Below are 21659 nucleotides of genomic sequence, written 5' to 3' on the forward strand. Positions count from 1 at the left end.
GCGTGGACCTGCGGACCGCGCTGGGGGTCGTGGGCGCGCTGCTCGCCTGGTTCGCGCTCGCGTTCCTCGCCCCGGCGGCCGTCGCGCTGGCGACCGGGGAGCCCCCGTGGCCCTTCCTCGTCGCCGGGGCAGGGTCGGCGGTCGTGGGTCTGGCGCTCCGGCGGCTGACCGGCGAGCGGCCGCCGTTGGGCGTCCGGGAGGGGTTCCTCGTCGTCGTCGCGGTGTGGCTGCTCGTGCCCGCCTTCGGCGCGCTGCCGTTCCTGCTGGGCCGGGTCCCGCAGCTCGACCGGCCGGCCGACGCCTACTTCGAGGCGATGTCGGGGTTCACCGCGACCGGGGCGACGGTGCTGACGGACGTGGACGCGCTCGGCACCGACATGCTGTTCTGGCGGCAGCTCACCCACGGGCTGGGCGGTCTGGGCATCATCGTGCTGGCGCTGGCGGTGCTGCCGCGGCTGCGCATCGGGGGCCGCGAGCTGCTGCGCTCGGAGCTGCCGGGGCCGGTCGAGATGGAGTCCCTCGGGGCGACGGTGCGCGGGACCGCCCGGCGGCTGTGGAAGATCTACCTCGCGGTGACGGCGGCCGGTGTCCTGGTCCTGGCCGGTCTGGGGTGGACCGGACTGGACCGGCGCATGGACCTGTTCACCGCGTTCTCCTACGCGACGTCCGCCGTGGCCCTCGGCGGGTTCACCCCGGACGGCGATTCGGCCCGGGGCCTGGCGCCGGTGACGCAGTGGGTGCTGTGCGCGCTGATGGTGGTGGCCGGGGTGAACCTGCTGCGGCTGTACCGGTTCGCCGTGCTGCGCCAGTTCCGGGCCGGGGTCCGCGACGAGGAACTGCGCCTGTACCTGGCGCTGCTGGTGGCGGGGTCGGCCGTGCTGGCGGTCGAGCTGTTCGCGGACGGGGTGGTGGAGGGGTTCGGCGGCGTCCGGCACGCCGTCTTCCAGACGGTGTCGGTGATGACCACCACCGGCTTCGCGACGCTCGACTGGTCCGGCTGGGGGACGCTCGCCGCGCTCACCCTGCTGGCGCTGATGTTCGTCGGGGCGTGCGCGGGGTCGGCGAGCGGGTCGGTCAAGGTCGTCCGCCATCTCACCCTCTTCCGCTTCACCCGGCACGAGCTGGAGCAGGCCGTCCACCCCGACGCCGTGCTCCCGGTGCGGGTGAGCGGCCGGGTGGTCGACAACCGCGCGCTCCGCTCGGCGCTCGTGTTCGCCCTCCTCTACGTGCTCGCTCTCGCCCTCGGCACGCTGTGCCTGGCCGTCGACGCCGGGGGGAGCGCGCCCGGGAACGGCGCCTTCACGGCGCTCGGTGCCGCCGCGGCCTGCCTCGGCAACGTCGGCCCGGCGTTCGGCGAGCTCGGCCCGTTCGGCTCGTACGCGCCGCTCGGGACTCTGTCGAAGGCGGCCCTCACCGCCTTGATGCTCCTCGGCCGCATCGAGATCGTCCCCCTGGCGGTCCTGCTGCGGCGGGGCTACTGGCGGGCGTAGGGCGTGCGCCGCCCGCGCGATAATCGGGGCATGACCTCACCCCCGGTCGGCGTGGACGCCGTGCACGAGCGGCTGGTGGGCGATCTGCTCGCCGCCGGAATGCCGTACGGGCTGCTCCTGGCGGGCGGTGACGCGGTGCGGGCGCACGGGCTGGTGGACGGCCGGGTCAGCCGCGGCGTGGACCTGGCCACCGGGCATCCCGCGGCCATGGCGGAGATCGCCGGCGCGGTACGGGCCGGGATGGAGGCGCGCGGGTGGGCGGTCGCGGGGCCTGACCTCGATCCGCTGACCGCGCGGCTGCTGGTCGGCGGTGCCGCGACCGGGCCGGAGCACCGGGTGGACCTCCGCAAGGAGGTGCTGTGGCGGCCGGCGGCGGAGACGGCGGCCGGACCTGCGCTCTCCCTGGAGGACCTGGTCGGTACGACGGTGCGCGCGCTGGCGGACCGCGGACTCCCCCGTGACCTCGTCGACGTGCACGCCGCCGCGGACCGCTGGAGCCACCCGGAGCTGGAGGAGCTCGGGCGCCGGCACGCTCCCGACACCTTCGACCTCGCCGAGCTCCAGTCCCGGCTGTCCGGCACGGAGTGGCTCGACGACGCCGAGTTCCGCGCCCACGGCCTGGACGCCCCGTCGGTGGAGGCGCTCCGGCGCTGGGCCCAGGACTGGGCGGACGACATCGCGGAGCGGCTGGTGGAGGGCGGGGCCCCGGAGGAGTAGGGGCCGGGCCGAAGGGGGGCGGGCCGCGGGGCCCCGGTGGGGTGGGGGGTCAGGCCGGGTGCGAGGTGCCCCGCACGGCAGTGGCGGGTCTCGTGGCGGCCAGGAGGAGGGTCACGGCGGTCGACGCCGCCGCCAGGGCCGTCATCGTGGTCGCGGGTGAGGTGAGCTGGGCGAGGCCGCCCGCCAGAACCGCGCTCACGCCCTGCATGGTGAGCATGCCGGAGGAGTGCAGGCCGAGGGCGTGGCCCGAGAGGTCCGGCGGGGTGAGGGCCATCAGCCGCTCCTGCTGGACCAGGCTCGCCCCGAAGCCGGCGGAGGCCATGGCGACCAGGACGGCGGTCACGGCGAGGGGCGGGTGCAGGACGAGGAGGAGGTAGGGCGTGGCGAGGAGCAGCAGGAGCGGGGTGGTCAGCCGCCGGCGGCGGACCGGTGGGACCAGGCGGCCGACCGTCACGTCGCCGGCCAGCATGCCCGCGGCCGCGCAGGCGAACAGGACGCCGGCGGAGTCGGGGGCGTGGGAGACGTAGAGGGACTCGCAGCCGACGATCAGGCCGTTGGGGATCCACAGGCCGAGGTAGACGTGGCGGCGGGCCGGGGACGCCCAGAGCCGGGCGTTGGCGAGCCGGGTGGCCCGTACGGAGGGGCGGCCGGTGGCGCGCGGGGGGCGGCGGGTCAGGCCGAGGCGGGCGACGAGCGCCGCCGTGCCGTACAGGGACGCCGCGAGGAGCAGCGTGGCGCGCGGGGAGAGGAGGGCGAGCAGGAGCCCGCCCGTCGCGTAGCCGGTGATCTGCGTGAGGCCGTGCATCACGCTGAAGACGGAACGGCCCAGGAGGTAGCCGTCCCGGGGGAGGATCTCGTTCAGCAGGCCCCAGCCGACTCCCCCGCCCACCGAGGCCACCAGTCCTTGGAGGAGGAGGACGGCGAAGACCGCGGGGAGGGGGAGGCCGGGCAGGGCCAGGAGGGCCGTGGCCGCCGCGAAGGCCAGTGCCGTGCCCGCGGTGGCGGCCCGGGGCGGGAGGCGGTCGGCGGCGGACATCAGGAGCGTCGCGCCGAGGACGTGGGCGAGGGACGGGCCGAACATGCTGAGGGCGGTCAGCAGGGGTGAGGCGGTCTCCCGGTGGACGAGGGTGGCCAGGGCCAGGCCGCTCGCCGTACGAGCCAGGGTCTGGGCGGAGGCGGCGAGGAAGAGCGGAGTGAACTCCGGTGTGCGGAAGAGGTCCCGGTAGCTGCGCATGCGCGGAGTCTGGGGAGGGCGCCGGTGCGGCCGTTATCGTTTCGCGCCGGTGCGAAACGTCGGCGGGGAGGGGGACCGTTCGTGGGGTGGTGGCGGATCAGTGCGGACACGCTCGCCGGGAGCCGCTTCGTGCTCTCGCCGCTCGCGGAGACCGCCGCGGCGCTGCGGCTGCTGCACACGGCGCGGGCCGCGCACCCGGGCGAGCGGGCCTGGCTCGGGACCCATCTGCCCGCCTACCGCGCCCTGTCGGCCGCCGATCCGGTGACGGCGCTGCTCGTGCCGTCGGCGTTCGGCACGGTGTGGATCGCGGACTTCCTGACCGTCACCCCGCGGGGCGGCGAGAGCTTCGAGGAGGAGGTCGAGCGGGTGCGGGCGGTCCCGGCCGCCGCCGCCCGCACGCAGCTGCGGAGGGCGGTGGGCGGCCCGCTGCCCGCCCTCCTGGACCGCGACGACCTGGCGGACCGCGCCGCCGGCGTCCTCACCCACGTCTGGGAGGACGCCGTACGCCCGTACTGGGGGCGGCGCCGGCGGGTCCTGGAGGCCGACGTGGTGGCCCGCACGGCGCAGGTCGCGCGGGGCGGCTGGGCGGCGGCGCTGGACGCGCTGCGGCCGGGGACGCGCTGGCTGGGCGGCGACCGGCTCCAGGTGAACGGGCACGAGCTGCCCCCGCGCGAGATCTCGGGGGCCGAGCTGCTGTTCGTGCCGGTGACCGCGCAGCGGACGGGCTGGGTGTCGTGGGAGGGGACGCGCCGGTACGCGCTGGTGTACCCGTGCGCGGGGGCGCTGGCCGGTGACCGCGGCCGGGAGCCCGTGCCGGCGGCCCTGGGCGCGCTGCTCGGGGGTGCGCGGGCCCGGGTGCTGATGCTGCTGGGTTCCCCGATGAGCACCAGCCAGCTCGTCGCCGTGACCGGGCAGGGGCTGGGCTCGGTCGGCCGGCACCTGCGGGTGCTGCGGGAGGCGGGCCTGGTGGAGCGGGCGGGCCGTACGGGCCGGTCCGTGCTGTACGTGCGGACGGCGGCCGGGGAGGTCCTCGCCGAGGCGGGGCGCGGGGCGGGCGCGGGTGCGCCGTCCGCCGGGGCTAGGGTCGGCTCATGACGACTGCAGAGAACAACGGCACCTCCCCCCTCGATGTCGGAATCGGCGCCCTGAACGGCGGTCCCGCGGACCTCGCCCAGTACGCGGGCCGGGCCGTGCTCGTGGTGAACGTGGCCTCCAAGTGCGGCCTGACCCCGCAGTACGCGGGGCTGGAGCGGCTGCACGAGCGGTACGCGGAGCGGGGTTTCACCGTGCTCGGCGTGCCCTGCAACCAGTTCCTCGGGCAGGAGCCGGGCAGTGCGGAGGAGATCGCCGAATTCTGCTCGGCGACGTACGGGGTGACGTTCCCGATGACCGAGAAGGTCGAGGTCAACGGGGAGGGGCGGCACGCGCTGTACGAGCGGCTGGTCGGTGTCGCCGACGGTGAGGGGCACAGCGGGGACGTCCGCTGGAACTTCGAGAAGTTCCTGATCGGGCGGGACGGCGAGGTCGTCGCCCGTTTCTCGCCGCAGACCGAGCCGGAGTCGGCGGAACTGGTGGCGGCCGTGGAGAAGGCGATCGGCTGACGGCGCCGGGCCGACGGCGCTCGGCTGAGCGTCGACCTTGCCCCTAGGGCAGGGTGGAGCGTCTGCGTCACCGGGCGGATCGGCCGCCCGGTGACGGAGGATGTCGGCGTGGACGAGGAACTGCTCGCCATCGGGGCGTTCGCGGCGCGGGCACGGCTGTCGGCCAAGGCCCTGCGGCTGTACGACCGGCTGGGGCTGCTGGCCCCGGCACGGGTCGACGGTGACACCGGTTACCGGTTCTACCGGGCGGACCAGGTCGAACGGGCCCGGCTGGTGGCGCTGTTGCGGCAGCTCGACATGCCGCTGGCGCGGATCGCCGAGGTCGTCGACGCGGACGACGCCGCGGCCGGGGCCGAACGGCTCGCCGCCTACTGGGCGGACGTCGAGGCGCGGCACGCCCGGCAGCGGACGCTCGCCGAGTACCTCCGTGGACGGTTGTCGGGGAGGAGCTCCGAGATGTACGGAACGTTCACGGTCGAGACGGTCGAGGTGCCCGCGCAGGTGCTGATCACCGAGTCGCGGCACCTCCTCGCGGAGGAGCTGCCGTCGTGGATCGGGGCGGCGCTGGGCCGGCTGGAGGCGGCGGCCGGGGAGTGCGGGGGCGTGGCCGGGGTGCCGTTCGTGGCGTACCACGCCGAGGTGTCGACGGAAAGCGACGGTCCCGCGGAAGCGTGCGTGCCGGTCGCCGACGAGGCGGCGGCACGTGCCTGGGCCGCCGGTGCGGGCCGGGCCCGGGGGACGACGGTGCGGGTGGAGCCGGCGCTGCGGCTGGCCCGCACCCGGATCACCAAGGCGCAGGTGGCGCATCCGCAGATCCTGGCCGCGTTCGAGGCGGTGGAGCGGTGGATGGAGGGCCGGGGGCTGACGCCGACGGGCCCGTGCCGTGAGGTGTACTTCGCGGACTGGGAGGCCGCGGGGCCGCAGGACCCGGTGTGCGACGTGGCGTTCCCGGTGTCTCTCCGGTAGGCCCGGCCGCGGGTCGTGGGGTGCGGCCGGTGGCCCCCTCGGCGGCCCTGTGCGGGCCGGCCCGAGGAGCACCGGCCGAGCCCTCTCGGCGAGGACGGCGGACAGGTCGAGAGGGCTCCGTGGTGGTGCCGGCGCCGGGCGCCGGTGCCGTCAGCCCTTGACCGTGGCCACGAAGGCGCTCCACGCGTCCGCGGGGAAGGCCAGCTTGGGGCCCTCGGGGACCTTGGTGTCCCCGAGCTCCAGCGCCGCGTCGGTGGTCGACCTGACCATCACGCAGGCGCCGTTGTTGTTGGTGTAGGAGGACGTCGTCCACGTTTCCGTGGCGCCCAGACGAATTGCCATGTTCGCTCCGTAGCCAGATGCTGAGTTGCTGTCACCGACCTGCGCATTCCGGCAAGGACCCGCAGAACGGATTGCGCCAACCCCGACTGGTGGCTGGCGTGATCGACGCTACTCGCCCGCATCGGGCGTCGGACCGGTCGTTCACTCGTCTGGATGGCATATTCCAGGTGGTACTTCCAGTCAGGGATGCCAGCGGTGTAAGGTCCCGCCCCACACCTGACCCCGCCTCAGCGCGCGTAGTCCTTCGCGAGGCGTTCCACCAGTTGACGGGACTGTTCCACGTTCAGCGACTGCGCCCGCAGGTGCTCGTACATCACCGTGTACTTCTGCACGTCGTGCGGCTTCTCCAGGTACAGGTCGCTGGTGACGCCCTCGATGTAGACCACGCTGGAATCGGCCGCGTCGGCGAACTCCAGGATCGAGTACTGGCCGTTGATCCCGGCGTGCGCGCCGACCTCGAACGGCAGCACCTGCACGGTGATGTGCGGCAGCTGGCTCAGCTCCATCACGTGCTCGAGCTGTTCCCGCATCACCTGGCGGCTGCCGACCACCCGGTGCAGGGACGCCTCGTCGAGCACCACCCACAGCCGCAGCGGGTCGGTGTCGGCGGTGATCCGGCTCTGCCAGCGCAGCCGTACCTCGACCCGCCGGTCGTTCTCCTGCTCGGTCGACTCGGGCGAGCCGCCCTGGACGATCGCCTCCGCGTAGGCGCGGGTCTGCAGCAGACCGGTGATGATCTGCGGTTCGTAGACCCGCAGCGACTCCGCGTCGGTCTCCAGACCGATGTAGACGCTGTAGGGGATGTCGCCGAAGGCGTGCCACCAGCCCTGCTGGCGGGAGTCCTTGGCCATCTGCATCAGCGACTCGACGATCCGGCTGTCCTCGACCTCGTACACCCCGCACAGGTCGCGCACGTCGCGCTGGCTGATGCTGCGCCGGCCGTTCTCCAGGCGGCTGATCTTCGACTGCGAGACCAGCAGCCGCTCGGCCACCTCCTCGGCCGTCATGCCCTTGAGCTCACGGAGCCTGCGCAGCTCCTGGCCGAGCCGGCGCCGCCTGACGGTGGGATTGACATTGGACGCCACGGGACGTGCACCTCCGGCTGTGTGCCTCGTACTTACCACTTTGCGTGTCTGCTGATGAGCAGACTGCCACCAAGGCGCTTCCTACCGCTGGGAAACGGTGGATATACGACGAGTACACGCCACCGGGCTTCCCGGTGGCGGGAGTTGGACCGGCCGGGGGCACGCCGAGCGGGGCGGAGAACGCCGGTGCGTTCTCCGCCCCGCTCGGACAGCGGCTCCCGTGACCGGGTCTGCGGTGCCTCGGATCCGTGGTCGCCGTGCCGTTCGGCCCTGGGGACGTACGACTCAGTGGGCCACGGCGCGTGCCATGGATCCTCGGTGCGGTTGCGCCGGAACGCCTCGGGCGGGCTCCGGTGCGCCCCTGCCGCCGGCGGGGGCCTGCCGGCCCGCCGGTGCGGAGCTGCGGCGCGGCTGGGCCGCGGCGCCGTTCTGGACGTCCATCACCGCGTGCGCGACGAGTCCGCCCATCGGGTCGTGCCGGATCAGGTCCCGCAACCGGGAGCGCGAGGAGCGTCCCTCGTTCCCCGGGTACAGGTGCTTGCCGAGGCCGACCGCGTGCGCCAGTGCGGCGAGCGCCGCGGTCCGCGGGTCCGGCGGGACGCCGGTGCGGATCGCGGAGTCCAGCCGGGCCCTGATCTCCCGGCTGATCTCGGTGTCCGTCGCCTGGTAGCGAGTCGTCGGCAGCACCCCGCACATCTGTCCGGCCACGGCGTGCACCATGCCGCACCGCTCCAGATGCGAGAGGTAGGTCTGGCGGAGCCCGAGTCGCGGCCCGCCGATCCAGTGGACCGCCCGTACCGGAGCGCCGCGCCTTCGCAGCAACTCCAGCGCGCAGTCCAGTGTTGGGTCTCCAGTCGGCCGTGGCACCACCACGGCGATACGATCCCCGTCTGGGGCTATCCGTCCGGCCAGCGCCAGCTCCACTAGCTGCGCTCCGGCCAGACCGAGGTCGAGCGACTGCGGCTGCGCAGTGGTACCCGTGGTCGGGTCCAGTGCCAGCAGCAGAAGCTCCTCCGGAAGTGTTCTGCGGCTCCTGCCCATCCATGCCTCCCCGCGTGGATGTCTGACAGGGTGACCCCTCTCACATTGGTCTGTCGAGGGCGCGTGACCGGTTCGTAAGGGAACCGGTAGCTATGTCGTTCTCGTCTACCACGTGGGGTAAGCCCGCACACAGGACACTGGTACATGGTTCGGACAGCGCCGCGGAGCGTTGTCGCGGGCGGGCGGTACACGGTTCGGATGGCGCACGCGGGGCGTGCGGCGCATGGAGGAGGCATCGGTGGCGGGCGAGTCCCCCGACAGGTCGAAGCAGCGCGAGTCGTCGGCAGAACCGACGTCGGGGAGCGCGGGTCCGGTTCCCGGGAAGCGGGATCCCCGGCTTTCGGTGGCGCGCGACGCCGCCCCCTCCGCAACCCGCGGCACCGCGGACACGGCCACCCGGGTGCTGTCGGCACCCGCCGGTTCTCCTGCGGAGGGCCGGACTCCTGCCGAGGGCGAGGGCGGGTCCCCGGCCGGGGGTGACGACGACTCCCGGGCGGAGGGTGGGCGCGGCACTTCGGCCGAGGGCGACGGCGGTTCGCCGGCGAGGGCTGCGGGCGGCTCCCCCGTGGAGGGGGACGGCCGGCTGCGTGAGGCCGTGGCCGCCTGGGTCCGCTCGGCGGAGCCGAGCGAGGACCTGAAGGGCGACGCCGCACGGGACACCGCCGACACCGCTGCCGCGGCCCCGGAGGAGACGGGCGCCGCCTCGGACGACGCGGACACCGCCGGGGGCAGCGCCTCCGGGGACGCCGACACCGCCGCGAGTGACGCCGGCGCCGGTACGAGTACGGCGGCGGACGGCCCCTCCGAGGACGCCGGGACGGACCCGGCCGAGGACAGCACCCCCGAGGACGCCGGGACGGACCCGGCCGAGGACAGCACCCCTGAGGACGCCGGGACGGACCCGGCCTCGGTCGGCGCCTCGGGGAACACCCCCACGGACACGAGCAGCGCCCCTGAGGACGCCCGCCCCGCCGGGGGCAGCGCCTCCCGGGGCTCGTCCGAGGCCCCGGCCGCCGACGGCGGTGGCGAGGACCCGCGTGCGGACGAGGCCGACGGCGGTGCCTCCGAGGACGCCGGAACGCCGGCTGCTGAAGGTGGCTCCCGCGAGGGCACCGGGGCAGACCTGCCCGAGGGCAGCGACTCCCGGGAGGCCGGGGCGGGTGCGCCGGCGGACGCCATGTCCGGGGACCGGGCTGCCGACAGCGCCGGGGCGGGCCGCGCCTCCGGTGAAGCCGGAGCGGGTGCGGCGGCGGACGCCGTGTCCGGGGACGGCGGTACGAAGCGGTCCGAGGACCGGGCCGAGGAGAACGCCGACGCCGCCGAGGACGGCGGTTCGGAGGGGCCCGGGGACCGGGCCGACGACGGCGCGGACGCCGTGGCCGGGGGCGGTCGTGCGGGCGGAGCCGGTGGGGTGGTGCCGGCCGCGCGCAGCGCGTCCGCGGACGGCGAGGCGGAGTCGCGGGAGCGCGGGGACGCCGACGGGGGCCGGGACGAGGCCGGGGGCGACGGCGGCGTCGGCAAGGGCGGCAAGGGCGGCAAGGGCGGCAAACGTGCCGTCGACCAGCCGACCGCCGTCTTCCGGACCCGGAAGCCCGCCGTCGACCAGCCCACCACCATGCTCAAGCTGGGCGACGCGGGCACCGAGCCCGAAACTGAGCCCGAGCCCGGAGCCAAGCCCGAGGCCGAGCGTGAGGCGGAGCGGACCAGCAAGTTCGTCGCGCTGAAGGACTTCGACGACCCCGCCGTCCGCAAGCCCCCGCCCGCCGCCGACGCCACCGCCGCGCTGCGCACCGTGGCGCCCGCCGAGGCCACCACCTCGCTGCCGCAGGTCGGGCCGGAGCGGACGACGCAGCAGCCGCTGCCGCCCAAGCCGCCGCTGGACCTGCTCGCGGAGCTGACGAACACCCCGCCACCCCCGCAGACCCCGCTGCGCACGGCCGTGCGGCGGGTGAAGATCTGGACGCCGCTGGTCCTCCTGCTGGTGATCGTCTTCGCGGTCGTGCAGAACTTCCGTCCGCTTCCCGCACCCACGCTCGAACTGACCGCCGAGGAGAGCTACACCTTCGACGGCGGCAAGCCCGAGATCCCCTGGCCGGCGGCCGGACAGGCCGCGCTCGACGTGCAGGGCATCGGCACGTTCGGCTCCTCCGGCGAGCAGAAGCCCGTTCCGATCGCCAGTGTCGCCAAGGTCATGACCGCGTACCTGATCCTGCGCGACCACCCGCTCAAGAGCGGCGCCGAGGGTCCGATGCTCAAGATCGACGAGCTCGCCGAGCAGCAGTCCGACGCCGGTCAGGAGTCGACCGTCAAGGTCACCGCGGGCGACGAGATCTCCCAGCGGGAGGCGGTCGAGTCCGTCCTGATCGCGTCCGCGAACAACGTGGCGCGGCTGCTCGCCCGCTGGGACGCGGGGTCCGAGAAGGCGTTCGTCGAGAAGATGAACGAGGCCGCCGAGGACCTCGGCATGACCAACACGACGTACACCGACCCCTCGGGTCTGAACGACACCACCGTGAGCACCGCCGTGGACCAGGTGAAGCTGGCCAAGGAGGCCATGAAGCAGCCCGCGTTCCGCGAGGTGGCCGCGATGATGTCGTACGACGACTACAAGGGTGTGAACCACTCCAACTGGAACCAGCTGGTCGGTCACAACAACGTCGTCGGCATCAAGACCGGCACCACCACCTCCGCGCTCGGCAACCTGGTGTTCGCCGCGAAGAAGGAGGTCGACGGGGAGACCCGGACCGTCGTGGGCGCCGTGGTCCGCCAGCCCGCGGGCGGCAAGGACAACACCATCCTGTCCGCCGCCCTCACCGCGGGCGACGACCTGATCCGGGCCGCGCAGGGCGCGCTGGAGTCGGCGAGCATCCTGAAGAAGGGCACCGTCGTCGGCTACGTGGACGACGGCCTCGGCGGCCGTACGCCCGTCGCCGTCACCGAGGACGTGAAGGCCGTCGGCTGGGCGGGCCTGTCGGTGAAGCTGACGTTCGCCGCGGACGAGCTGCCGCGCACGGCGGAGGCGGGCACGAAGGTGGGCACGCTCACCGTGGGCGACGGGACGAGCAGTGCCGTCAAGGTCCCGGTGGCCCTCCAGGAGGACCTGGTGGAGCCCGCCTTCGCGGACAGGCTGACCCGCCTCACCTGAGGCGGAACCGGCGCAGCGCACCCGCACCCCGCGGGCCCACGCCCACCCGGGCGACGGTCGGCGGGGTGCGTGCTAGCGTCACGAAACGGGCAGGATCGGGCAGGGAACGGGACACGGGGAGTGCCTTCAGGTGGCCACAGCGGAGCCGACACGCGCCGACGACGCCGACCCGGGTCCGGGATCCACGCGTCAGGACTCCGCGGACCGGCGGTCCTCCGGCCCGCGAATACCCGCGGCCGGGACGCGGCGTCCGTCCCCGGGCGGCCCTGAGGTGCCCCCGGACGGCGGTGGGGACGGCGCCGAGGCCGCCCGCGGCGCCTTCATGACGGCCGTGCTCGCCGTGCGCGCGCGCATGCTGCGGCACCCCGTGCTGTCCGTCACCGCGCTCGCCGGCGCGCTGCACGTCGTCTGGTTCTTCACCTTCGCCAACAGCGGCGGCGACCTCGCCGCGCAGGACGCGTGGGCCGAGTTCGTCGGCCGGCACCCGGACTCCGCGTACAACCTCGCCTGGTACGGCGGGATGCACCCGGTGTCGTACAGCGTGGTGTCCCCGTACCTGATGTCGCTCCTCGGCGTGCGGACCACGATGATGATCGCGGGGACGGTGTCGGCGGGGCTGCTGACGCTGGTCCTGATGCGCAGCCGGGCGGTGCGCAACCCCCTCTGGGCGGCGCTGGCCGGGGTGTTCGCGCTGCTGTGCAACGCCGCCTCCGGGCGGGTGACGTACGGGCTCGGCACGATGTTCGCGCTCGGCGCGGTCGCCGTCGTCTTCTGCTGGCCGTACCGGTGGCGCTACAAGCGCTGGGCGAAGGCCCTGTGCGCGGCCCCGCTGGCGGCGCTGGCGACCATGGCCTCGCCGGTCGCGGGCCTGTTCGTGGGGCTGGTCGCGGTCGCGCTGTTCCTGCAGAAGCGCCGGCCGGGCGCGTGGGCGCTGGGCCTGGCGCCCACCGCGGTGGTGGCCGTGTCGGCGTGGCTGTTCCCGTTCTCGGGGACGCAGCCGATGGGCGTCGGCTCGGTGATCCTGCCGCTGCTGTACTCGGTCCTGGTCTGCGTCCTGGTCCCCGCGGAGTGGAAGACCGTGCGGATCACGTCCGCGGTGTACGGGCTCGGGATCGTGCTGGTGTGGCTGATCAGTTCGCAGATCGGGTCGAACATGACCCGGCTGGCGATGCTGTTCGGCGGGGTGGCACTGGTGGCGGCGCTGCCGTTCGCGGTGCCGAGGTCCCGCAAGTGGTACGCGATCGTCGTCGCGATCGTCGGCTTCACCGGCTGGATCGGCTTCAAGTCGGTCGACGACGTCGTGCACACCACCCCCCGCGCGTCATGGGCGCGCGAGCTGGCGCCGCTGGTGAACGAGCTCCAGGAGGTCGGCGCCGGGCGGGGCCGGGTGGAGGTCGTCCCGGCCCGCTCGCACCGCGAGGCGTCCGCCCTCGCCCCGTACGTCAACCTGGCGCGCGGCTGGAACCGGCAGGCCGACATGGAGCGCAACCCGCTCTTCTACGACGACACCCTCAACTCGGCGAACTACCGGGAGTGGCTGAAGCGCTGGGGCGTGCACTTCGTGGTGCTGCCCAAGGACGAGCCGGACGGTGACGGCGGCCAGCGGGAACGGGAACTGGTGCAGCGCGGGCTGCCGTACCTGAAGCAGATCTGGGGCGACGCGAACTGGCAGCTGTTCGCGGTGGACGAGCCGACGCCGCTGGCGGAGCCGCACACGGTGGTGGAGCGGGCCGAGCAGGGCGAGTGGACGCTGCGGGTGGAGAAGGCGGGCCGGATCCTGATCCGCGTGCCGTACTCGCCGTGGCTGGGCCTCGTCGACGCCGACGGCGAGGCGCTGGACCCGCCGCAGGAGGCGGAGGGGTCCGAGGACCGTCCCGAGGGCGAGCCGAAGACGTACGAGAACGTCCACGGCTGCCTGAGGGAGACGGAGGAGGACAGCCACGGCGACCGGTGGACGATGCTGCTCGCGCCGGAGCCGGGGACGTACCGCCTGGCGGCTCCGTACCAGTGGGACCGGGGCACGCCCTGCCCCGACGAGCTGCGCTGACCGGGCCGGCCCGGACGATCCGACGACCCTCCCGGCACCGTTCCCGCACGACTCCCGGCTGTTCATGTAGATGAACGACATTCAGGCGAGAGAACAACTTTGCCTTCTCTTGACCCGACGCTTTCTTGTCGTGCCCGCGCCACCACCCCCACGATGAGCGGGCACTTCGCGGCCCTCCATGTCCCTACCCCGCTCAGGCGAAGTGCCAACCAGCTGAGCGGTGTTCACAAGGCGGACCCTGGAAGGGGGGACATGAACGGTCTCGACTGGGCGGTTCTCATCGGCTACTTCGCCGTGATGGTCGCCATCGGTGTCTGGTCGCACAAGCGGGTGGACAACGTCAGCGACTTCTTCACGGCCGGCGGCAAGATGCCCTGGTGGCTCTCCGGCATCTCCCACCACATGTCGGGCTACAGCGCGGTGATGTTCACCGGGTACGCCGGCATCGCCTACACGTACGGGGTGACGTCCTTCGTCACCTGGTCCTTCCCCATCGCCTTCGGCATCGCCATCGGCTCCAAGCTGTTCGCCCCGCGCATCAACCGGCTGCGCTCCCGGCTCCACGTGGCCTCGCCGCTGGAGTACCTGAAGAACCGCTACGACCTGAAGACCCAGCAGGCGCTCGCCTGGTCCGGCATGCTGCTGAAGATCGTGGACGTGGGCGCGAAGTGGGCCGCGATCGCCACCCTGCTGTCGGTGTTCACCGGCGTCTCGCTCAACCAGGGCATCCTCATCACCGGTGTCGTCACCGCGATCTACTGCACCATCGGCGGCCTGTGGGCGGACGCGCTGACCGAACTGGGGCAGTTCGTCATCCAGTTGCTAGCGGGCCTGACGATGTTCGTCGCGGTGCTGCTCGAACTCGGTGACCACGGCGGCTTCTTCGGCGCCTGGGACGAACCCGAACTCCAAGGCCACGGGGAGCCGCTGGTCGGACCGTACGGCACGGTCTTCCTGCTGGCGTTCCTCTTCATCAAGCTGTTCGAGTACAACGGCGGCATGCTCAACCAGGCCCAGCGCTACATGGCCACCCCCACCCCCCGCGAGGCGGAGCGCTCGGCACGGCTGTCGGCGGTGCTGTGGCTGGTCTGGCCGGTGATCCTGTTCTTCCCGATGTGGATGTCGCCCCTGCTGGTGGAGTCGCAGAAGACGGACGGCTCCGACTCCTACGCCCTGATGACCGAGCAGCTGCTGCCGCACGGGCTGCTGGGCCTGGTCATCGTCGGCTTCTTCTCCCACACGATGGCCATGTGCTCCTCGGACGCCAACGCGATCGCGGCGGTCTTCACCCGTGACGTGGCGCCGGTGCTGTCCGCACGGGCGCGGGCGTGGGGCGAGCGGTCGGGCCTGGTCGCGGCCCGCGTGACCACGGTGGTCTTCCTCGGCCTGTCCATGGCGGTCGCCACCCAGGTCAACTCGCCGACGTTCAAGGACATCATCACGGTCGTCATCAAGTGGGTGGCCGGCCTGATGGGCCCCATCGCCATCCCGATGATGCTGGGGCTGCTGCGTCCGTTCCGCCGCTCCGGCCCCACGGCGGCGCTCGTCAGCTGGGCGCTGGGCCTGTTCGCCTTCTGGCTGGTCAACTACCCGATCCACTGGGCCGTCGACGGCGGGGTGCCGCTGGAGTACCAGGTCTCCATCCCGCTGGCGGTCTCGCTGATCCTGTACGTGCTGATCGGCTTCGCGAAGCCGGAGGACACGCCGGAACGGCTGGCGATCATCGACCGGGTCAACACCGATGACGACGGTGGGGCGGTGGGGGCGGCGGTGCCGTCCCGGGGGGAGGAGCACGTCTCGGCTCCCGCCAGGGACTGAGGCCGGGGTCCCGGGGGGCGGCCGGACGTGGGGGGCCTTCGGGGATCTCGCCCCCGCCGCCCCGTCCCGTCCCGTCCCCGGGGGCTCCGCCCCCGGACCCCCGTTCGCGCAGTTCCTCGCGCCCCTTGGGCGCCTTCTCTAGGCGCCCCGGGGGTAGCGGGTGAGCCAGGCCGGGGAGGAGCCGGTGGGGCCGTGGAGGGCGGGGCCCTGGGTCATCTCCATGGCGAAGTCGTCGGCGAGTTCCAGGATCGTGGGGCGGCCCTCCAGCTCGGCCAGCCAGGCCGGCGGCAGGGCCGTCTCGCCGTGCAGCGCCCCGAGCAGCCCGCCGGTCAGCGCGCCGGCGGCGGCGCTGGGCCCGTCGTGGTTGACGGCGAGGCACAGCCCGTGCCGGACGTCCTCCCCCACCAGCGCGCAGTACACGGCGGCGGCCAGCAGTCCTTCGGCGGTGGCGTTCCCCACCAGCTCGGTGACCCGTGCGGGGCCGGGCAACCCCTGCCGTACGGCGCCCAGCGCCCGCTGGAGCGCGTCGGTGACCTGCTGGTGTCCCGGCCGCGCGGCCAGCAGGGCGAGCGCGCGCTGCACGGCCGCGTCCAGGCTCTCCCCGCGGGCCAGCGCGTGCACGATGACGGCGTACCCGCCCGCCGCGAGGCAGCCGACCGGATGGCCGTGGGTCTGCGCCGCGCACTCCACGGCGAGCTGGGCGACGAGCTGCGGTTCCCAGCCGACGAGCAGCCCGAAGGGCGCGGAGCGCGCGGCGGCCTCCGGGCCGGCCTCACCGGGGTTCTTGGGCGCCTCCGGCGTCCCCATGGTCTCGTCGCCGAGCCCGAGCAGCAGCGTACGGGCGGGGTCCCGGCGGGCGTACAGCCACTCCTGCCGCGCCAGCCAGCCGTCGTCCTTGCGCCGCTCGTCCGGGCCCCAGTCCCGCTGGGTGGTGGCCCAGCGCAGGTACGCCCGGTGCAGGTCGGTCGGCGGGTGCCAGGCGCCGGTGTCGCGCCGCACCTGGGCACGGATCAGCCCGTCGACGGAGAACAGGGTGAGCTGCGTGTGGTGGGTGACCGCGCCGCGCCGCCCGAAGGCGGGGGCGAGGTCGGTGACGCCCTCCGCGCCGTGCGCCTCACGGATCGCGTCGATCCCCAGGCCGGCGACCGGCGCGCCCAGCGCGTCGCCGACGGCCACCCCGAGCAGCGTTCCGCGCACCCTGCTGCGGAAGTCCTGCTGCTCACGGCGCCCCCACACGGGCCCGGCAGTACCAGCCACCAAGACCTCCCGGGGACCGTCCGTACGTACGACGCGGAGCACTGTAATCGAACGCGGGCGGCCGGTTCAGGGGGGCGGGCGGGTATGCGCCCTGTGCAACCCGCTACTCGACCACCCGTACCGGCGTGCCCGCCGTGCCGAAGGTCCACAGGGCCTGGCCGTCGGCCTTGGTGACGCGGATGCCGCCGGTCCTGGCGTCCGGGGCGGCGGGCGGGGGCGAGGAGCCGTCGACCGCGTTGGAGAACGCGACGGAGACGCCGGACTTCGCGGCGAAGTAGACGATGTGCTCGACCGCCACGCCGTCGCTGCCGGTGGTGGCCTCCGTGCGGGTGCCGATGGTGTACGAGCCGGGGTCCGGGGAGACCGTGCCCGGCCACACCGTGAAGGAGCGGCGGGCGGCGTCGCTGGCGTCGACCAGCCACACGCGCTTCTGGTCCAGCGAGTACACGATCCGGCGGCCCGTGCCGGAGTCGGCCGGGACCGCCGCCGGCTTCTTCTCCCGCGGTTCGGCGGACGGCTTCGCGTCCGCCGTCGCCGACGCGCTCGGCCGGCTGGTGGCGGCGGTGGGTTTCGTCCCCCGGTCCGCCTGGACGGCCAGGACCGCCACCACGGCTATCGCCCCCGTGGTCAGCCCGGTCACCCAGGCCCACGAAGGAAGACGGGCAGACACCGGTACGTATCTCCTCAGCTGCGGGTCCCGAACGCGCGTCGGATCATCCTACTGCCCGTGGGGCGGGCGCCCGCCTCCGTCCGGCGCCCCTCCCCGGCCTGCGCCCGTCTCAGTCCAGCACCGGCAGCAGCTCCGGCAGGTGACCGTCCGAGGCCTCCGCGGCGCGACGGCGCTCCTCGGGGACCTCGCCGTACAGGGTGGTGCGCGGCTTCGCCGGACGGCCCGCCGCCTCCGCGACCGCGATCAGGTCCTTGACGGACTTGTAGGAGCCGTAGGAGGAGCCCGCCATCCGCGAGATGGTCTCCTCCATCAGGGTGCCGCCGAGATCGTTGGCCCCGGAGCGCAGCATCTCCGCCGCGCCCTCCGCGCCCAGCTTCACCCAGCTCGTCTGGATGTTCGGGATGTGCGGGTGCAGCAGCAGCCGCGCCATCGCCGTGACCGCGCGGTTGTCGCGGACCGTCGGGCCCGGGCGGGCGATGCCGGCCAGGTAGACCGGGGCGTTGGTGTGCACGAAGGGCAGCGTCACGAACTCCGTGAAGCCCCCGGTGCGGCGCTGGATGTCCGCCAGGGTGCGCAGGTGCCCGAGCCAGTGCCGGGGCTGGTCGACGTGGCCGTACATCATCGTCGAGGAGGAGCGGATGCCCAGTTCGTGGGCCGTGGTCACCACTTCGATCCAGGTCGCCGCCGGCAGCTTGCCCTTGGTCAGGATCCAGCGGACCTCGTCGTCGAGGATCTCGGCGGCCGTGCCGGGGATCGTGTCCAGGCCGGCCTCCTTCGCCGCCGTCAGCCACTCGCGGATCGACAGGCCGGTGCGGCTCGCGCCGTTCACCACCTCCATCGGGGAGAAGGCGTGCACGTGCATGCCGGGGACGCGTGCCTTGACCGCCTTCGCGATGTCGAAGTACGCGGTGCCCGGCAGGTCGGGGTGGATGCCGCCCTGCATGCAGACCTCCACCGCGCCGACGTCCCAGGCCTGCTGGGCGCGGTCGGCGACCTGGTCCAGGGAGAGCGTGTAGGCGTCGGCGTCCGTGCGGCGCTGGGCGAAGGCGCAGAAGCGGCAGCCGGTGTAGCAGACGTTGGTGAAGTTGATGTTGCGGGTGACGATGTACGTCACGTCGTCGCCCACCGCGGACTTCCGCACGTCGTCCGCCACCCGGCACAGGGCGTCCAGTGCCGGGCCGTCGGCGTGCAGCAGCGCCAGCGCCTCCGCGTCGGTGAGCCGAGTCGGGTCGTCGGCCGCCGTGCGCAGCGCCGCGCGGACGTCGGTGTCGATGCGCTCGGGGACCATCCCGGGGGCGGCCGCCTCGCGCAGCGCCTCCCAGTCGCCGTACACCTCGTCGAAGTCGTCGCGGCGGTCGGCGCTGCGGCCCTCGGTGTCGATGGTGCGGTGCAGGTCGGTGCGGCCGGTGGCGGTGAACGCCTCGTCCGGCTCCTGCCAGGGCAGCCCCCCGGGGAGCGCGTCCGGGCGCGCCAGGCCCGTCTCCGGGTCGGCGAGGGCGGCCACGTGCGGGCGCAGCCGCGGGTCCAGCCAGGGCTCGCCGCGGCGCACGAACTCCGGGTAGACGCAGAGCCGTTCGCGCAGTTCGAAGCCGGCCGCCCGGGACTTCTCGGCCAGTTCCTCGATCTGCGGCCAGGGGCGTTCGGGGTTGACGTGGTCGATGGTGAGCGGGGAGACGCCGCCCCAGTCGTCGATGCCGGCCGCGATCAGCCGCCCGTACTCGGAGTCGACCAGGTTCGGCGGGGCCTGGAGACAGGCGGAGGGGCCGAGGACGAGCCGGGCCACCGCGACGGTGGCGACCAGTTCGTCCAGTTCCGCGTCCGGCATGCCGCGCATCGCGGTGTCCGGCTTCGCGCGGAAGTTCTGGATGATCAGTTCCTGGATGCCGTGGTGCGCCCGGGAGACCTTGCGCAGCGCGAACAGGGACTCCGCGCGCTCCTCGTACGTCTCGCCGATGCCGATGAGGACGCCGGAGGTGAAGGGGACCGAGGAGCGGCCCGCGTCCTCCAGGACCCGCAGCCGCACGGCCGGCTCCTTGTCCGGGGAGCCGTGGTGGGGACCGCCGGGCTCGGACCACAGGCGGGTCGCGGTGGTCTCCAGCATCATGCCCATGGACGGGGCGACCGGCTTCAGGCGCTGGAAGTCCGTCCAGCTCATGACGCCCGGGTTGAGGTGGGGCAGCAGCCCGGTCTCCTCCAGGATGCGGATGGAGACGGCCCGCACGTAGGCGATCGTGTCGTCGTAGCCGTGCGCGTCGAGCCACTCGCGCGCCTCGGGCCAGCGGTCCTCGGGCTTGTCGCCGAGGGTGATGAGGGCTTCCTTGCAGCCGGCGGCGGCACCCTTGCGGGCGATGTCCAGCACCTCGTCCGGCGACATGAACATCCCGTGCCCGGCCCGCCGCAGCTTGCCGGGCACGGTGACGAACGTGCAGTAGTGGCACCTGTCCCGGCACAGCCGGGTCAGCGGCACGAAGACGCTCTTGGAGTACGTGATGACCCCGGGCCGTCCCGCCGCCTCCAGGCCCGCGTCGCGGACCCGGGCGGCCGACGCGGAGAGGTCCTCGAGGTGCTCACCGCGCGCCTGGAGCAGGACGGCGGCCTCGGTGACGTCCAGGGAGACGCCGTCCCGGGCGCGTCTGAGCGCACGGCGCAGGGAGTTCTCGGTCGGGCCGCCCGTTCCGGAGGTCACGGAAGTCGTCATCCTTTGAGCATACGTTCGGGGTGGTCAGGTCCCTGGCCCGTCCGCTCCGCCGCGCTCACTCGACGAACTGCCGGCAGGCGTCCAGGGCCCGCAGCACCTCCGCCTCGCCCGCCGCCGGGAGCTGCACCACGGTCTCCTCGACGCCCAGTTCGGCGAAGTGGGCCAGCTTGCCCGCACTGGGCAGGACGGCGTACGGGACGACCTGGAGCGCGCCCGGGTCGCGGCCCGCGTCGGCCCAGGCGGTGCGCAGCCGGGGCAGTGCCTCCGTCAGGCCGCGCCCGCCGATCGGCAGCCAGCCGTCGGCGTACTCGCAGATGTGCGCGAACAGTTTGGGCCCGGCCGCCCCGCCGACCAGGGTGCGCGGACCCACCACCGGGCCGCGCGGCTTCTGCACCGGCTTGGGGTGCGCGAAACTCGGCCGCACGCGGGCGAACTCGCCTTCGTAGCCGGTCGGTTCCTCGGCCCACAGCGCCCGCATCAGGCCCATCCGGTCCCGCACCAGCTCCCGCCGGGTCCGCCACGTCACGCCGTGATCGGCGGCCTCCTCGACGTTCCAGCCGAAGCCGAGGCCCAGCGTGAAGCGGCCCCCGGAGAGGTGGTCCAGGGTCGCGACCTGCTTGGCCAGGTCGATCGGGTCGTGCTGCGCGGCGAGCGTGATGCCGGTGCCGAGACCGAGCCGCTCGGTGACGGCCGCGGCCTGCCCGAGCGCGACGAACGGGTCCAGGGTGCGCCCGTACTCGCGGGGCAGGTCCCCGCCCGCCGGGTAGGGGCTGGTCCGCTCGGTGGGGATGTGCGTGTGCTCCGGCAGGTACAGCCCGGCGAACCCGCGCTGTTCCAGCTCACGGGCGAGCCGGACCGGGGTGATCGTCTCGTCGGTGAGGAAGATCGTGACGGCGATGCGCATGAGCGGCCTTTCGTACGCGGACGACGACCCATGCATACCCGGACGCGCCCCGTCTGTCCATACCGACCGGTCGGCATCATGCGGGCCGGCGGCCCGCCTCGGCCGTCCCGTTCCCCCGGGCCGCCGGTAGGCTCGGGCGCACCATGACTTCTCGCGCCGAACGCAAGTACCGCGCCGCCACGGCGTTCCAGCGCCGGATCAATCCGGTGCTGCGCCGGCTGCCGCTGCAGACGGTGCTGGAGACCACGGGCCGGGTCTCCGGCCTGCCCCGCCGCACCCCGGTGGGCGGCCGGCGGACCGGCCGGTCCTTCTGGCTGGTCTCGGAGTTCGGCGAACGGTCGCAGTACGTCCGCAACATCACCGCGGACCCCCGGGTGCGGGTGCGCGTCCGGGGCCGCTGGCACACCGGCACGGCCGTCCTGCTGCCCGACGACGACCCCGTGGCCCGGCTGCGCACCCTGCCCCGCCTCAACAGTGTCGCCGTACGGGCCCTCGGCGCGGGGCTGTTGACGGTACGGGTGGATCTGGACGACTGAGTTCGCGTATGTGTGGGCCACGTGACGGCCCGTCGCTCCCCGTGTGACGGGCGTCTCGCACGGCTGACTCATTCGCCGGGAGCAGGCAGACTGGCGTAGTTGCTCAGG

General features: G+C 73.9%; 17 protein-coding genes. 9 read left to right on the top strand and 8 right to left on the bottom strand.

Translation table 11 applies throughout. The annotated features are described in order from the left end of the window. Window positions 1-2: 2 nt before the first annotated feature. Together IE118_RS16095 and IE118_RS16100 are read left to right on the top strand one after the other, a co-directional pair. Window positions 3-1490, top strand: a complete 1488-nt coding sequence (locus IE118_RS16095; protein ID WP_229846825.1) for a TrkH family potassium uptake protein — start codon at window positions 3-5, stop codon at window positions 1488-1490. A gap of 30 nt (window positions 1491-1520) precedes the next feature. Further along, window positions 1521-2207 carry a nucleotidyl transferase AbiEii/AbiGii toxin family protein gene (locus IE118_RS16100; protein WP_189558557.1) on the top strand — a complete coding sequence of 229 codons (687 nt, stop codon included), beginning with the start codon at window positions 1521-1523 and terminating at the stop codon, window positions 2205-2207. A gap of 49 nt (window positions 2208-2256) precedes the next feature. Here IE118_RS16100 and IE118_RS16105 read toward each other — a convergent pair whose 3' ends face one another. Next, complete coding sequence (locus tag IE118_RS16105; RefSeq protein ID WP_189558558.1) at window positions 2257-3441, bottom strand: MFS transporter; 1185 nt, start codon at window positions 3439-3441, stop codon at window positions 2257-2259. Between the two features lie 81 nt (window positions 3442-3522). On the opposite strand from IE118_RS16105, the gene IE118_RS16110 reads away from it, so the two are divergent. The 3 genes from IE118_RS16110 (at window position 3523) to IE118_RS16120 (ending at window position 6008) form a co-directional block, all read left to right on the top strand. Next, entirely contained in the window at window positions 3523-4536 is a 1014-nt protein-coding gene (locus IE118_RS16110) for a helix-turn-helix domain-containing protein (RefSeq protein ID WP_189558559.1), read from the top strand. After that, window positions 4533-5042, top strand: coding sequence for a glutathione peroxidase (locus IE118_RS16115; RefSeq protein ID WP_229846826.1), 510 nt, complete (start codon window positions 4533-4535; stop codon window positions 5040-5042). Before IE118_RS16110 ends, IE118_RS16115 begins: the two co-directional genes overlap by 4 nt. A gap of 90 nt (window positions 5043-5132) precedes the next feature. Continuing rightward, the gene (locus tag IE118_RS16120; protein WP_189558560.1) at window positions 5133-6008 is read left to right on the top strand and encodes a MerR family transcriptional regulator; all 876 of its coding nucleotides are present in this window, start codon (window positions 5133-5135) and stop codon (window positions 6006-6008) included. Between the two features lie 150 nt (window positions 6009-6158). Here IE118_RS16120 and IE118_RS16125 read toward each other — a convergent pair whose 3' ends face one another. From IE118_RS16125 to IE118_RS16135, 3 genes are all read right to left on the bottom strand, one after another. Further along, entirely contained in the window at window positions 6159-6350 is a 192-nt protein-coding gene (locus tag IE118_RS16125; protein WP_189558561.1) for a DUF397 domain-containing protein, read from the bottom strand. Window positions 6351-6577: 227 nt separating this feature from the next. Continuing rightward, window positions 6578-7435, bottom strand: coding sequence for a helix-turn-helix domain-containing protein (locus IE118_RS16130; RefSeq protein ID WP_189558562.1), 858 nt, complete (start codon window positions 7433-7435; stop codon window positions 6578-6580). Between the two features lie 285 nt (window positions 7436-7720). Further along, window positions 7721-8476, bottom strand: a complete 756-nt coding sequence (locus tag IE118_RS16135; protein WP_189558563.1) for a GOLPH3/VPS74 family protein — start codon at window positions 8474-8476, stop codon at window positions 7721-7723. 343 nt (window positions 8477-8819) lie between these two features. Between IE118_RS16135 and IE118_RS16140 the strand changes: the two genes are divergently transcribed. From IE118_RS16140 to IE118_RS16150, 3 genes are all read left to right on the top strand, one after another. After that, window positions 8820-11621 (top strand): D-alanyl-D-alanine carboxypeptidase, encoded by a 2802-nt coding sequence (locus tag IE118_RS16140; protein WP_229846827.1) that lies wholly within the window; start codon window positions 8820-8822, stop codon window positions 11619-11621. Window positions 11622-11751: 130 nt separating this feature from the next. Continuing rightward, entirely contained in the window at window positions 11752-13668 is a 1917-nt protein-coding gene (locus tag IE118_RS16145) for a DUF8823 domain-containing protein (protein WP_189558565.1), read from the top strand. Between the two features lie 252 nt (window positions 13669-13920). Beyond that, a complete protein-coding gene (locus tag IE118_RS16150) occupies window positions 13921-15486 on the top strand; it encodes a sodium:solute symporter family protein (protein ID WP_189558566.1) in 1566 nt (521 codons plus the stop codon). Between the two features lie 138 nt (window positions 15487-15624). Here the strand turns inward: IE118_RS16150 and IE118_RS16155 are convergent, their stop codons facing one another. From IE118_RS16155 to IE118_RS16170, 4 genes are all read right to left on the bottom strand, one after another. Then, on the bottom strand, window positions 15625-16743 hold the full coding sequence (locus IE118_RS16155; protein ID WP_189558567.1) for an ADP-ribosylglycohydrolase family protein: 1119 nt from the start codon (window positions 16741-16743) through the stop codon (window positions 15625-15627). Window positions 16744-16846: 103 nt separating this feature from the next. Beyond that, on the bottom strand, window positions 16847-17413 hold the full coding sequence (locus IE118_RS16160; RefSeq protein ID WP_189558568.1) for a hypothetical protein: 567 nt from the start codon (window positions 17411-17413) through the stop codon (window positions 16847-16849). A 109-nt stretch (window positions 17414-17522) separates the two neighbouring features. Further along, entirely contained in the window at window positions 17523-20111 is a 2589-nt protein-coding gene (locus tag IE118_RS16165) for a bifunctional FO biosynthesis protein CofGH (RefSeq protein WP_189558569.1), read from the bottom strand. 55 nt (window positions 20112-20166) lie between these two features. After that, window positions 20167-21015 (bottom strand): LLM class F420-dependent oxidoreductase, encoded by an 849-nt coding sequence (locus IE118_RS16170; protein ID WP_189558570.1) that lies wholly within the window; start codon window positions 21013-21015, stop codon window positions 20167-20169. A gap of 143 nt (window positions 21016-21158) precedes the next feature. On the opposite strand from IE118_RS16170, the gene IE118_RS16175 reads away from it, so the two are divergent. Then, the gene (locus tag IE118_RS16175; RefSeq protein WP_189558571.1) at window positions 21159-21551 is read left to right on the top strand and encodes a nitroreductase/quinone reductase family protein; all 393 of its coding nucleotides are present in this window, start codon (window positions 21159-21161) and stop codon (window positions 21549-21551) included. Window positions 21552-21659: the final 108 nt, after the last annotated feature.

The organism is Streptomyces pilosus (assembly GCF_014649835.1).
Lineage (GTDB): Bacteria > Actinomycetota > Actinomycetes > Streptomycetales > Streptomycetaceae > Streptomyces > Streptomyces pilosus.